General features: G+C 73.7%; 12 protein-coding genes. 7 read left to right on the top strand and 5 right to left on the bottom strand.

What is annotated here, in order from left to right; translation table 11 throughout:
- Positions 1 to 189 precede the first annotated feature (189 nt).
- Together AC0HI0_RS02100 and AC0HI0_RS02095 are read left to right on the top strand one after the other, a co-directional pair.
- Complete coding sequence (locus AC0HI0_RS02100) at positions 190 to 774, top strand: TetR/AcrR family transcriptional regulator (protein ID WP_480930520.1); 585 nt, start codon at positions 190 to 192, stop codon at positions 772 to 774.
- Positions 775 to 991: 217 nt separating this feature from the next.
- Complete coding sequence (locus tag AC0HI0_RS02095) at positions 992 to 1,285, top strand: hypothetical protein (protein ID WP_480930519.1); 294 nt, start codon at positions 992 to 994, stop codon at positions 1,283 to 1,285.
- Between the two features lie 21 nt (positions 1,286 to 1,306).
- Here the strand turns inward: AC0HI0_RS02095 and AC0HI0_RS02090 are convergent, their stop codons facing one another.
- From AC0HI0_RS02090 to AC0HI0_RS02080, 3 genes are read right to left on the bottom strand one after another with little or no spacing between them, the layout of a single operon-like run.
- Positions 1,307 to 2,026 (bottom strand): ABC transporter ATP-binding protein, encoded by a 720-nt coding sequence (locus tag AC0HI0_RS02090; protein WP_480930518.1) that lies wholly within the window; start codon positions 2,024 to 2,026, stop codon positions 1,307 to 1,309.
- Positions 2,023 to 3,807 carry a branched-chain amino acid ABC transporter ATP-binding protein/permease gene (locus AC0HI0_RS02085; RefSeq protein WP_480930517.1) on the bottom strand — a complete coding sequence of 595 codons (1,785 nt, stop codon included), beginning with the start codon at positions 3,805 to 3,807 and terminating at the stop codon, positions 2,023 to 2,025. The genes AC0HI0_RS02090 and AC0HI0_RS02085 overlap by 4 nt, the downstream gene beginning before the upstream one ends.
- 4 nt (positions 3,808 to 3,811) lie before the next feature.
- Positions 3,812 to 4,669 carry a branched-chain amino acid ABC transporter permease gene (locus AC0HI0_RS02080; protein WP_480930516.1) on the bottom strand — a complete coding sequence of 286 codons (858 nt, stop codon included), beginning with the start codon at positions 4,667 to 4,669 and terminating at the stop codon, positions 3,812 to 3,814.
- A gap of 115 nt (positions 4,670 to 4,784) precedes the next feature.
- Here AC0HI0_RS02080 and AC0HI0_RS02075 point away from each other — a divergent pair, with 115 nt between their 5' ends.
- Positions 4,785 to 5,813 carry a phosphotransferase family protein gene (locus AC0HI0_RS02075; RefSeq protein ID WP_480930515.1) on the top strand — a complete coding sequence of 343 codons (1,029 nt, stop codon included), beginning with the start codon at positions 4,785 to 4,787 and terminating at the stop codon, positions 5,811 to 5,813.
- A 375-nt stretch (positions 5,814 to 6,188) separates the two neighbouring features.
- Here AC0HI0_RS02075 and AC0HI0_RS02070 read toward each other — a convergent pair whose 3' ends face one another.
- Entirely contained in the window at positions 6,189 to 7,409 is a 1,221-nt protein-coding gene (locus tag AC0HI0_RS02070; RefSeq protein ID WP_480930514.1) for an acetyl-CoA C-acetyltransferase, read from the bottom strand.
- 32 nt (positions 7,410 to 7,441) lie between these two features.
- Positions 7,442 to 9,049 (bottom strand): FadD3 family acyl-CoA ligase, encoded by a 1,608-nt coding sequence (locus tag AC0HI0_RS02065; protein WP_480930513.1) that lies wholly within the window; start codon positions 9,047 to 9,049, stop codon positions 7,442 to 7,444.
- Positions 9,050 to 9,149: 100 nt separating this feature from the next.
- On the opposite strand from AC0HI0_RS02065, the gene AC0HI0_RS02060 reads away from it, so the two are divergent.
- The 4 genes from AC0HI0_RS02060 to AC0HI0_RS02045 are packed head-to-tail and all read left to right on the top strand — an operon-like array spanning position 9,150 to position 12,535.
- On the top strand, positions 9,150 to 10,304 hold the full coding sequence (locus AC0HI0_RS02060) for an acetyl-CoA C-acetyltransferase (protein ID WP_480930512.1): 1,155 nt from the start codon (positions 9,150 to 9,152) through the stop codon (positions 10,302 to 10,304).
- On the top strand, positions 10,301 to 11,065 hold the full coding sequence (locus AC0HI0_RS02055) for an SDR family oxidoreductase (RefSeq protein ID WP_480930511.1): 765 nt from the start codon (positions 10,301 to 10,303) through the stop codon (positions 11,063 to 11,065). The genes AC0HI0_RS02060 and AC0HI0_RS02055 overlap by 4 nt, the downstream gene beginning before the upstream one ends.
- Positions 11,058 to 11,483, top strand: a complete 426-nt coding sequence (locus AC0HI0_RS02050) for an acyl-CoA thioesterase (protein WP_480930510.1) — start codon at positions 11,058 to 11,060, stop codon at positions 11,481 to 11,483. Before AC0HI0_RS02055 ends, AC0HI0_RS02050 begins: the two co-directional genes overlap by 8 nt.
- A 59-nt stretch (positions 11,484 to 11,542) precedes the next feature.
- The gene (locus AC0HI0_RS02045) at positions 11,543 to 12,535 is read left to right on the top strand and encodes a hypothetical protein (RefSeq protein WP_480930509.1); all 993 of its coding nucleotides are present in this window, start codon (positions 11,543 to 11,545) and stop codon (positions 12,533 to 12,535) included.
- Positions 12,536 to 12,537: the final 2 nt, after the last annotated feature.

Genomic DNA, 12,537 nt, shown 5'->3' with positions numbered 1-12,537 from the left:
TCGGGACCGTAGGTGTGACCCGGGACCACGTCAAGGGACCGATGCACAGCCGTGACCCGAGTGGCGCAGACCTCGGTGATCCGAGTGGCGCAAATCCGCCGGAGTGCTCCCGGGCGGTTGCGGACCGTGGTATAACAAGCGCTTGATTGGTAGTCTTCCGGCCCGGACCGGGCCCAGGAAAGGGACGACATGGTAGCGACACCGGACCGTCGCGAGATCATCCTCCAGCACGCGGCCGACCTGTTCGCGACCAAGGGCATCGTGGCCACGACGGTCCGCGAGATCGCCGACGCGGTGGGCATCCTCTCCGGCAGCCTGTACCACCACTTCAAGTCCAAGGACGAGATGGTGCTGGCCATCCTGACCGGGTACGTGGACGACCTGAACGCCCGGTACGAGGAGGTCACGGCGGCGGGCGCGGACCCGCGCACCAAGCTCGCGGACCTGGTCAGGGGCTCGCTGTCGGTCATCGAGGCGCACCCGCACGCGACCGAGATCTACCAGAACAGCGGCGCGTACCTGGCCTCGCTGGAGGGCTACGACCACATCAAGCTGACCGCGAACGCCATCCAGAAGACGTGGATCGCGGTGCTGGAGGAAGGCGTGGCGAGCGGCGCGTTCCGCTCCGACGTCCCGATCCGCGTGCTGTACCGCCTGCTGCGCGACGCCCTGTGGCTGTCGGTGCGCTGGTTCAAGCCGACCGCGGACTACTCCATGAAGCGCTTCGCCGACGACTTCGTCTCGACCTTCATGGACGGCCTGCTCCCCCGCTGACCTCGACCCGGTGCGGGCGGGCGGCGGGAAACGTGCCGCCCGCCAGCGCTCGCGGCACCGCGCCGATCGTGGTGACCACGTGTCACCGAGCGCTGGAACGCCCTGCGAGATCGAGTGAGATTCCGCCCCGTCGAGGGATCTCCGGGCCAGGGGCTCGCGGCAGGTCCGCCCGCCCGAAACCCTGGAGCCATCCGGAACGAGAAGGGGTGTTCCCGCGATGGCGACACGACAACTGGCCGCGGTGCTGGGCGTGGGCGCGGTGCTGGCCGCGGTGCTGGCGACGGCCCCGGCGGCCTCCGCCGCCCAGGGCGTGCTCAAGGTGGGCGACCGCGAGTACGTCAACCCGAGCGGCTGCTACCCGAACACCTCGACCCCGCTGCGGGTCGAGAACCGCACGGACCGGATGGCGACCATCTTCCACGACTCGCACTGCGCCGGGGCCCGCATCGGGCTGATCGGGCCCGGCGGCTACCTGGTCAGCGAGTTCGGCGGGAGCGTCCAGGTGCCGTGAGCCGGGCGGCGGGCGGCGCCGTCAGACCCGGCCGAAGTACGCCGACGTCAGCTCCTCCGCGCCGGAGATCTCCGCCGCCGGCCGGTCCAGCACGGTGCGCCCGACCTCCAGCACGGTCACCCGGTCGGCCACCTCCAGCGCCGCCGCCACCGCCTGCTCCACCAGCAGCACGCCCAGGCCGCTCTCCTTGAGCTGCACCACCGCCGCCATCACCTCGGCCACCACGGACGGGGCCAGCCCGCCGGACGGCTCGTCCAGCATCAGCAGCGTCGGCCGGGCCATCAGCGCCTGCCCGATCGCCAGCATCTGCTGCTGCCCGCCCGACAGCTGCCCGGCCACCGCGTCGCGCCGGTCGGCCAGCACCGGGAACATCGCGTACACCGGTTCCAGCTCGGCCCGCAGCTTCCGCTTGCCCAGCCCGCGCGGGTACCCGCCGAGCAGCAGGTTCTCCTCGATGGTCCGGCGCCGGAAGACCCGCTTGCCCTCCTGCACGAACGCGATCCCGGCACCGACCCGCCGGTGGGCGGCCACGCCGGTGATGTCGCGGCCGTCGAACGCGACCGTCCCGGCGTCCACCCGGTTGAGCCCGGCGACCGCGCGCAGCGTCGTCGTCTTGCCCGCACCGTTGCGCCCGAGCAACGCCGTCACCTCGCCGGCCCGGACGGTCAGCGTCGCGTCCCACACCGCGCGGATGTCCCCGTACCCGGTGGCCAGCCCGCGAACCTCCAGCAACGTGCTCACCGCTTGGCCTCCTCCACGCCGAGGTACTCCGACAGCACCCTGGGGTGGTGCTCGATCTCGTCCGGCGTGCCGTGCGCGACCAGCTGCCCGCGCGCCAGCACCCACACCACGTCGGCCAGGTCGAGCACCAGCCGGAAGTTGTGCTCCACCAGCACGACCGTCGTGCCGGCCGCCCGGATGGCCCGGATCAGCCCGGCCAGGCGGTCCACCTCGTCCTCGTCCAGACCGGACGCGACCTCGTCGAGCAGCAGCACCTTCGGCCGGGCGACCAGCGCCCGCGCCACCTCCAGCAGCCGCCGGGTGCCCAGCGGCAGGGACGCCGCCTCGACGTCGGCCAGGTGCGCCAGGCCGACCAGGCGCAGCACGCCGGTGACCTCCTCGCGGTCGGCGGCGGCGGCCCGGCGGTAGTTCGGCAGGCGCAGGATCGAGGACGGCATCCCGACGTACCGGGTCGTGTAGGTGCCCGCCGCGACCGCCTCGCGGACGCTCACGTGCGCCGGGAACAGCGGCGTCTGGAACGTGCGGGCCACGCCGGCGCGCGCCACCCGGTGGGTCGGCAGCCCGGTCACGTCGTGCTCGCCGATCCGGATCACGCCCACGTCGGTCTTGTAGTAGCCGCACACCATGTTCAGCAGGGTGGTCTTGCCCGACCCGTTGGGGCCGATCAGCGCGGTGATCCGGCCGGGTTCGGCGCTCAGCGTCACGTCGTCGAGCGCCTGGTTGCCGCCGAACCGCTTGCCCAGGTGCTCCACGGAAAGCCGCGCGCCGGGCAGTTCCGGCAGCGCCACGTCCGAGGGCTCGTCGGCGACCGCCGGCGGGGTCTTGTCCAGCCGCGCGACCAGCGCGCGGATCCCCCGGTTGGCCAGACCCGCCAGGCCGTTGGCCACCAGGGTCCCCGCGATGATCAGGAACACGCCGTAGACGACCTGCGCGTACTGCTCGAAGTCGGTCGAGCGCAACGGCCCGTACTGCATCACCGCCGCGCCGATCAGCGGCCCGTAGATGCTCTTGGCACCGCCCAGGATGGACGCCGCGAGCACGGTCACCGCCATGGTGAAGCCGAACGAGTGCGGCGAGAGGTACTTGTCGGCGAAGGCGAACAGCACGCCCGCCACCCCGGCCGGGATCGCGCCCACGGCGTAGGCGGTGAGCTTGAGCCGGTACACCGAGATGCCCAGCGACGAGGCCAGCACCGGGCTCTCCCGCAGCACCTGGAACGCCACGCCGTGCCGGGAGGTGATCAGGTTGCGGATCACCGCGAACCACAGCACGGTCACCACCGCGACGACCACGTAGAAGTCGACGTTGCCCAGCTCCGCGCCGAACAGCCGGGGCTTGGGGATGCCGACCAGCCCGACCGCGCCGCCGGTGTAGTGCTCCAGCAGGTCCAGGAAGTGCGGCACCAGCAGCACCAGGAAGAACGAGGTCATGGCCAGCGACCAGCCGCCCAGCCGCAGCCCCGGCACACCCGAGACCAGGCCGACCACCAGCGCGGCCAGCGCGCCGATCGCGATCAGCGCGGCCAGGTCGTTGAACAGGTGGATGGCCAGGTAGCCGGACAGGTACGCGCCGGTCGCGTACATGGCGGTCTGGCCCAGGGCCAGCTCGCCCGCGTAGCCGAAGCTGAGGTTCAGGCCGCTGGCGACCAGGGCGAGCACGCAGGTCAGCAGGAGCAGGCGGCGGGTGCCGGAGTCGACGCCCAGCCAGGGCGCGGCGACCAGCAGCGCGCCGAACACCAGCGGCAGCAGCCACGACGGGAGCGCGCGGAACAGCCGGGGCATCGCGCTACACCACCCTTTCCCGGGTCGTGCCGAACAGGCCGGCGGGTTTGAGCATGAGGATCAGGATCAGCACGGCGAACACCGCGATGGTCGGGAACTCGCTGCCCAGCCACCGGCCGGACAGGGATTCGACCAGCCCCACGACGAACCCGCCGATCAGCGCGCCGGGCAGGCTGCCGAAGCCGCCGATGGCGACCGCGACGAACCCCTTGAGCGCGAGCGCCGCGCCGAGCGTGGCCACCGCGAACGTCTTCGGGCCCACCAGCGGCCCGGTCAGCCCGGCCAGCACGCCGGTGAACACGAACGCGGCCAGCGCCAGCTTCTTCACGTCGATCCCGCGCAGTTGCGCGGCCTCGCGGTCCTCGGCCATGGCCAGCAGCGCGAGGCCGGTGAGCGAGCGGCGGCTGTAGAGGGTGAGCGCGGCGGTGACCACCAGGACGCCCGCGATGAGCACCAGCTCGACCACGCCGACCCGGCCGCCGAGCAGGTCGAGGGTGGCGTCGGAGGTGGTGGCGGGCACCTTGAGCACCTGGTCGCCCCAGATCAGCCGGGTCACCCCGTCCAGCAGGGTGGCCATGCCCAGGGTGGTGACCAGGTGCGCGTGGCTGCCCTTCACCGGGCGGATCGCGACCAGCTCCTCCACCAGGGCGATCAGCCCGACGCCGACGGCGGCGATCAGGAAGATCAGCAGCACCGGGAGTTCGGCCACCACGAGGCCCCAGTACGTCACGAAGATCGCGAACATCATCAGCTGCGCGTGCGCGAAGTTGAAGGTCGTGTACGCGATGAAGACCAGGTTGTACCCGATCGCGACCAGTGCGTAGACCGCTCCGATCGACAGGCCCGACCAGATCGATGTCACGGACCTCCTCCTTCCGGCCACGTCGCCGACTTGGTGGTGGCACTGTAGCTTGCCAACCAAGCGCTTGGTAGTGTCCGGACGCGAACGATTTCCGCGATTTTCGGAGGTGCCCGCGATGGGTCAGGACGACGCGCTCGGCATCTCCCCCGCAGTCGGCGACCTGCTCGCCGAAGTGCTGCCCGACCTGCGCGGACCGGTCCGCTACACGCGCCTGGCGGGCGGCCGGTCGAACCTGACGTTCCTGGTCTCCGACGCCGACGCTAACCGATGGGTGCTGCGCCGCCCACCCCTCGGCGACCACCCGGCCGGTGCGCACGACGTGCTGCGCGAGGCCCGGCTGCTGCGCTCGCTGGCCGGCCGGGTGCCCGTGCCGCAGGTGCTCGCGGTGTGCGAGGACGCCGAGGTGACCGGCGCGCCGTTCGTCGTGCTGGAGTTCCTGGACGGCCTGGTCCTGCGCGACCCCGACACCGCCCGCGCCGTCCCGCCCGGGATTCGCGCGGCGGCCGGACCCGCGCTGGTCGACGCGCTGGCCGCGCTGCACGCCGTCGACCCCGCGGAGGTCGGCCTGGGCGGCCTGGCCGCCCGCCGCGACCACCTGGCCCGCCAACTGCGCCGCTGGCACGACAACTGGCGGCGCACCGCCACCCGCCCCCTGCCGGACCTGGAACGCGCGCACGCCAAGCTCGCCGCGCACGTCCCCGCCCAGCGCCGGACGGCGATCGTGCACGGCGACTACCGGCTGGACAACTGCCTGCTCGACCGGGACGGCCGGGTGCGGGGCATCCTCGACTGGGAACTCACCACCGTCGGCGACCCGCTCGCGGACCTGGGCCAACTGCTCGTGTACTGGACCGAACCCGGCGACCGGCACACCGCCCTGCACGCCCCGCCGACGTCGGTGGAGGGCTTCGGCAGCCGGGCGGAGCTGGCCGAGCGGTACTTCCGGGCGCTGGGCGCGGACCCGGAGCCGATCGACTACCACCTGGCCTTCAACTGGTGGAAGACCGCGTGCATCGTGGAGAACGTCTACACGCGGATGGCCGCCGGCGCGATGGGCACGACCGACCGGACCCCCGCCTCGTTCGCCGACCAGGCCGCCGGGCTCGCGGCGGAAGCCTGGCACCACGCCGCCCGTCTCGGCTGAGCACCGCGCCGGGACCGCCGTCGAGGGGCGGCCCGGGTCGGCCGACTCGTGGTGGAGGTGCGTGGCCACCGGGTCCGGGCCGACCCGTGTCGCGGGGTGCGGTTGAAGCAGTCCGCCCTGCCGCTGGTCCAAGGCGGCGGGTCCGGTGAAGCGGCGGCGGATCCGGAGCGCGACTCAGGCCGCCAAGCCGGGGCACCGGTGAGAGGGTCGGCCACGGCGGCGGCCGGCGGACCGGAGGCACCGGACCGCGTCGCACAGTCCGCCGGACCCTCACGCCGACGCCACGGCGGCACGGGAATCCCGAGCCGCTCGACCCCGCCGGAGACCCCCGTTCCACCCCCGGCCCGCCGCAGTCGACCTGACCAGTCAGTACACCTAGGACAGCCGCTCCAGCACCAACGCCATCCCCTGGCCGCCCGCCGTGCACAGCGTGACCAGGCCGAACTGCCCGTCACGGGCGCGCAGGCCGTTGATCAGGGTGGTGGTCATCCGCGCGCCGGTCTGCCCGAACGGGTGGCCCAGCGCGATCGCGCCGCCGTGCACGTTGACCCGGTCCACGTCCAGCTTCAGGTCGTCGACCGCGGGGAGCACCTGGGCCGCGAACGCCTCGTTCAACTCCACCAGGTCCAGGTCGGACACCGTCATCCCGGCGTTGGCCAGCGCGATCCGGGACGCCTGCACCGGCCCGAGGCCCATGATCTCCGGCGACAGCGCGGACACCCCGGTCGCCACGACCCGCGCCAGCGGCGTCACGCCCAGCTCCGCCGCGCGCCGGTCGGACAGCACGACCAGGGCCGCCGCGCCGTCGTTGAGGCCGCAGCAGTTGCCGGCGGTGACCGTGCCGTCCGGGCGGAACGCGGGCTTGAGGCCCGCCAGCGACTCCGCCGTCACGCCCGCGCGCGGGCCGTCGTCGGACGCGACCACGGTCCCGTCCGGCAGGGTGACCGGGGTGATGTCGCCGGCGAAGAACCCGTCCGCGATGGCTTGCTGCGCGCGTTGCTGGCTCAGCGCCGCGTACTCGTCCTGCGCCCGCCGGCTCACGCCGCGCGCCTGGGCGACGTTCTCCGCGGTCTGCCCCATCGCCAGGTACACGTCGGGCACGTCGCCGGTCGCGCGCGGGTCCGTCCACACCGGAACCCCCTGCCCGGTGCGGCTTTCGCTGCGCGCGGCGGCGGCGTCGAACAGGGGGTTGCGGGTGTCGGGCATCCCGTCGGACTTGCCCCGGCCGAACCGGGACACCGCCTCCGCGCCGGCCGAGATCAGCGCGTGCGCCTCACCGGCCCGGATCGCGTGCAGGGCCATCCGGGTGGTCTGCACGCTGGACGCGCAGTAGCGCTGCACGGTCGTGCCGGGCACGTCGTCCAGGCCGAGCGCCACGGCGACCACCCGGGCCAGGCCGTAGCCCTGCTCGCCGGCGGGCTGGGCGGTGCCGAGCATCAGGTCCTCGACGGTGTGCGGGTCCAGCGCGGGCACCTGGTCGAGGGCGGCGCGGACCATCGCGACGGCGAGGTCGTCGGCGCGCACCCCGGTCAGCGAGCCCTTGAAGGCCCGCCCGATCGGGGAGCGGGCGGCGGCGACGATCACGGCTTCGGGCATGGTGGCTCCAAGGTGGGGACGGGGAACGCGGCTCACCCTCGGGCGAGCCGGAACTTCTGGATCTTGCCGCTGGGCGTGCGGGGCAGTTCGGCGAGGAAGGTGACGCCGCGCGGCACCTTGAAGTTGGCCATGGTGCGGCGGCAGTGCGCGATCAGGTCGGCCTCGGTCGGGTGCGCGTCGGCGCGCGGCACCACGTAGGCGTGGCCCACCTCGCCCAGCCGGTCGTCCGGCACGCCGACCACGGCGACCTCGGCGACGTCCGGGTGGTCGCCGACCAGCCGTTCGACCTCGGCCGGGTAGACGTTGAACCCGCCGACCACGAACATGTCCTTGAGCCGGTCGGTGATCCGCAGGTAGCCCTCGTCGTCCAGCCGGCCGAGGTCGCCGGTGTGCAGCCACCCGTCGGCGTCGATCACGGCCGCCGTGGCGTCCGGGTCCTCGAAGTAGCCGAGCATCACGTTGTGGCCGCGCACCACGATCTCGCCCTGCTCACCGGCCGGCAGCGCACGGCCCTCGGCGTCCACGATGGACACCTCGGTGCCGGGGATGGCCCGCCCGCAGCTGGTGGACAGCCGTTCCAGGTCGGTGTCGGGCGGGCAGACCGTGGCCGTGCCGCAGGTCTCGGTGAGGCCGTAGGCGGTGATGACGTCCTTGAACCCCAGCACTTCACGCATGTCCTTGAGCAGCGGGACCGGCACCACGGTCGCACCCGTCACGGCGAGCCGGACGCTCGACAGGTCGTACCCGGCCCGCCCGGGGTGCGCCAGGATCGAGGTGTACACGGTGGGCGCGCCCGGGAACACGGTGATCCGCTCGCGCTCGACCAGCCGCAGCGCGGCCTCGACGTCGAACACCGCCAGCGGCACCATCGTGGCCCGGCGCAGCAGGCACGCCAGGATGCCCGCGCGGTAGCCGAAGCTGTGGAAGAACGGGTTGACCAGCAGGTACCGGTCGCCGGGCAGCAGGCCGCACATCGCACTCCACGCCTCGTCCACCAGCAGGTCGGACCGGTGGGTCACCATCGCGCCCTTGGGGTAGCCGGTGGTGCCCGAGGTGAACAGGATGTCGGCGACGTCGTCCGGGCCGATCGCGGCGATCCGGTCGTCCACGGCGGACGCCGGCACGTCGTCGGCGGCGGCCAGGAACCGTTGCAGCGACAGCACTCCAGGGCCGGGCGCGGCGGAGCCCGGCGCGGCGTCCAGCGTCACGACGGTCCGCAGGTGCTCCAGCGCCGGCACCGGCCGGTCGGCCGGCTCGGCGGGGCCGGTCCCGCGCAGCATCGCCAGGTAGTCGTGGCCGAGGAAACCGTTGTCCACCACGAGGAAGCTCGCCCGGACCTTGTCCAGCGCGTAGCGCGCCTCCGCGCCCTTGAACCGGGTGTTGACCGGCACGAGCACGCCGCCGGCGGCGAGGACGCCCAGCGCCGCGATCACCCAGTCGGCGGAGTTCGGCGCCCACACGGCAGCGCGCTCGCCGGGGCGCAGGCCGTGCGCGATCGCGGCCCGCGCGAACCGGGTGACCTCGGCGTCCAGGTCGGCGTAGGTCAGCCGGCGCGGACCGTCGACCACGGCCTCCACGTCCGGTTCGCGCGCGGCCGCGGCGCGCAGGCAGGCCGGGATGGTGGTGAACTCCTCCGACACACGAGCCTCCCAGGGGTTGGGTTCCGGGACGATCCTAGCGGACCAACCAAGCGCTTGCTAGACTGCGCTGGACCCGTTCGCCGCACCCCACGGAGCCCAGATGGCCGAGGTCTACATCGTCGAAGCGGTCCGCACGCCGGTCACCCGGCGCGGTGGCGCGCTGGCCGGGGTGCACCCGGCCGACCTGGGCGGGCACGTGCTCGCCGGGCTGATGGCGCGCTCCGGGGTCGACCCGGCCGCCGTGGACGACGTCGTGCTGGGCTGCGTCGACACCATCGGGCCGCAGGCCGGGTGCGTGGCGCGCACCGCGTGGCTGGCCGCCGGGCTGCCCGACCACGTGCCGGGCGTGACCGTGGACCGGCAGTGCGGTTCGTCCCAGCAGGCCGTGCACTTCGCCGCGCAGGCCGTGCTCAGCGGCACGGCGGACGTCGTGGTCGCGGGCGGCGTGCAGAACATGAGCGCCATCCCGATCTCCGCCGCGATGACCGCCGGGCAGCCCTACGGCTTCGCCGACCCCTTCAGCGGGTCGGTCGGCTGGGCGAAGCGCTACGGCACCACCCCGGTCTCCCAGTTCCGGTCCGCCGAGATGATCGCCCGCAAGTGGGGCGTGTCCCGCGCGGACATGGAGGCGTTCGCGCTGCGCAGCCACCAGCGGGCCGTCTCCGCCATCGCCGAGGGCCGGTTCGACCGCGAGGTGCTCCCGCTGGGCGACGCGACCGTCGACACCTGCCCGCGCCCCGACACGTCGCTGGAGAAGATGGCGGCGCTGCGACCGCTGGAGGAGGGCGGCAGCGTCACGGCCGCGACCGCCAGCCAGATCTGCGACGGCGCGGCGGCCCTGCTGCTGATGTCCGAGCGGGCCGTGCGCGAGCACGGCGTCACCCCGCGCGCCCGCGTCCACCACCTGTCCGTGCTCGGCGCGGACCCGGTCTGGATGCTCACCGCACCCATCCCGGCCACCGCCCGCGCGCTCGCCCGCACCGGCCTGACCATGGCCGACGTCGACCTGGTCGAGATCAACGAGGCGTTCGCGTCGGTCGCGATGGCGTGGCTGGTCGAGTCCGGCGCGGACCCGGAGCGGGTCAACGCCAACGGCGGCGGCATCGCGCTGGGCCACCCGCTGGGAGCGACCGGCGCGCGGCTGATGACCACCCTCCTGCACGAGCTGGAGCGCACCGGGGGCCGGTACGGCCTGCAAACCATGTGCGAGGGCGGCGGGCAGGCCAACGTCACGATCATCGAGAGGCTCGGATGAACCGCGCGGTCGTCGTCACGGGGGGCACGCGCGGCATCGGCGCGGTGATCGCCCGGAGGTTCCTGGAGGACGGCGCGGACGTCCTGGTGTGCGGGCGGTCCCCGGCGGCGGAGCTGCCCGCCGGCGGTGGGCGGACCGCCGCGTTCGTGCGGGCCGACATCCGCGACCCGGAGGAGGCCGCGGCCGTCGTGGACGCCGCGGTCGACCGGTTCGGCCGGCTGGACGTGCTGGTGAACAACGCCGGCGGCGCGCCGCCGGCGGACAGCGCCACCGTCTCGCCCCGGTTCGTCTCGGCGGTGATCGCGCTGAACCTGATCGCGCCGTTCTACCTGGCGCAGCGGGCGAACGCGGTGATGTCCGGGCAGGACGAGGGCGGGCTGATCATCAACATCGGCAGCGTCGCCGGGCGCGACCCGGCGCCGCAGGCGGCGGCGTACTCGGCGGCCAAGGCCGGGCTGACCGCGCTGACCCGGGCGCTGGGCATGGACTTCGCACCCAGGGTGCGGGTCAACCAGGTGACCGTGGGGCTGGTGCGCACCGAGCTGTCGCACCTGAGCTACGGCGACGAGGCCGGGCAGGAGCGGGTCGCGGCGGCCATCCCGATGGGGCGGATGGCGGTGCCCGACGACATCGCCGCCGCGTGCCTGCTGCTGGCCTCGCCGGGCGCGGCCTACGTGAACGGGGCCGAGCTGCTGGTGGACGGCGGCGGCGAGTTCCCGACCCGCCACCTGGCCGCCCGGGAGCGGCCGACCGGTGGCTGACCTGCACCACCTGGACTTCCGGCTGTCCTACGCGGACTGCGACCCGGCCGGGATCCTGTACTTCGCGGCGTGGTTCCCGTGGATGGAGCGGGTGCACACGGAGTGGCTGTTCCTGCACGGGCTGCGGCAGGACGCGTTGCAGGAGCGGTACGGGTTCCGCACCATCACCCGGGCCGCCGAGTGCGAGTACCTGGTGCCCGTCGGGCTGTTCGAGCGGATCCGGATCGGGCTCGGGGTGGCGGCGGTGGGCCGCACGTCGTTCCGGTGGAGCCTGCGGATGACCCGCCTGGACGACGGCGTGCCGGTCGCGCGCGGCTCGATGACCTTGGTGACGATCGACACGGCCGGCCGACCCACCCCCGTCCCTGACCCGCTCCGACCACTACTGGAGCGAGCAGTCGCAAGCAATGTGACCTGATCGGGCTATGAAATACACCCTTTCGGGGGTATATGTGCACGGTGCGCACTTTTTCGACAGTGAGATCAGGATCCCTGGTGGCGTCCACGCTGCTGCTCGCCGCCGGCGCGGGGCTCATCGCGCCGTCCGTCGCCGCGGCCGAGTCCGAGGCGGCCCGCGCGAGCCTGGTGCGACTCACCGTCGCGGACGTGCCCGCGCTGGGCCTGAGCGCGTTCAGCGGGCAGTACGGGTCCGCCGTCAGCACCGCCCACGGTGAGGACCCCGGCGACTTCGGCGACCCGGACGGCGTGCTCGACCGGATCGGCATCGCCACCAAGACCACCCGCACCGCCTCCTCCGACGGCAAGAACTACGCCCAGGCCCAGCTCACCGCGCTGACCGTGCCCCACCACGGCCGCAACCTGCTGGAGGTCGCGTCGTTCGACTCCTACGCCGAGTGCGTGCCGCCGCCGGTCGGCCCGTGGGCGCTGGCCTACAACCGGGCCGACAGCAGCGAGATCACCGTCCTGGACCACCGGGTCGGGATCGGCGTCACCGCGCTCGGGGTGACCGGCGCGGACCTCGGCGTGGACGGCCTGGGCTCCGGCACGCTGACCGTGACCGTGACCCCGCACGAGGACCCGGCCGCGCAGTCCCGGCAGGGCGCCGCGAGCGCGTGGCTGGACATCGCCATCGCCGGTTCGTTCGCGGGCTCGTACGAGGGCTCGATCGCGTCCGTGCGGCTGGGCGAGGTGACCGCGAACTGCGGCCCGGTCACGACCACGACCCCCACCTCGCCGACCACGGACCAGCCCACCACGGCCGTCCCGACCTCCGGCACGACGACCGCGCCGACCACGCCCTCCGGCACGACGGGGGTGACCGGCGGGACGACCGGGGCGACCACCACGTCCCCCGGCGCGCTGCTGCCCGGCGACGGTTCCGGCACCGACGACTCCTCGCTGGCCAAGACCGGTTTCGGCGGCCTGCTCTGGCAGTCGATCGCGGCGCTGGCCCTGCTCGCGGCGGGTCTGGGCGCGGTCGTGGTGGCTCGACGCCGACGGAGCGCGTGACG

The organism is Saccharothrix sp. NBAS 001 (assembly GCF_056640475.1).
This window is presented reverse-complemented; position numbering and strand designations above follow the sequence as displayed.

What these genes read in the sequence shown, in the direction of transcription:
- AC0HI0_RS02100 (WP_480930520.1), top strand. Translation starts at nt 190, where the DNA reads ATGGTAGCGACACCGGACCGTCGCGAGATCATCCTCCAGCACGCGGCC.
- AC0HI0_RS02085 (WP_480930517.1), bottom strand. Translation starts at nt 3,807, where the DNA reads ATGCCCCGGCTGTTCCGCGCGCTCCCGTCGTGGCTGCTGCCGCTGGTG.
- AC0HI0_RS02095 (WP_480930519.1), top strand. Translation starts at nt 992, where the DNA reads ATGGCGACACGACAACTGGCCGCGGTGCTGGGCGTGGGCGCGGTGCTG.
- AC0HI0_RS02075 (WP_480930515.1), top strand. Translation starts at nt 4,785, where the DNA reads ATGGGTCAGGACGACGCGCTCGGCATCTCCCCCGCAGTCGGCGACCTG.
- AC0HI0_RS02060 (WP_480930512.1), top strand. Translation starts at nt 9,150, where the DNA reads ATGGCCGAGGTCTACATCGTCGAAGCGGTCCGCACGCCGGTCACCCGG.
- AC0HI0_RS02070 (WP_480930514.1), bottom strand. Translation starts at nt 7,409, where the DNA reads ATGCCCGAAGCCGTGATCGTCGCCGCCGCCCGCTCCCCGATCGGGCGG.
- AC0HI0_RS02055 (WP_480930511.1), top strand. Translation starts at nt 10,301, where the DNA reads ATGAACCGCGCGGTCGTCGTCACGGGGGGCACGCGCGGCATCGGCGCG.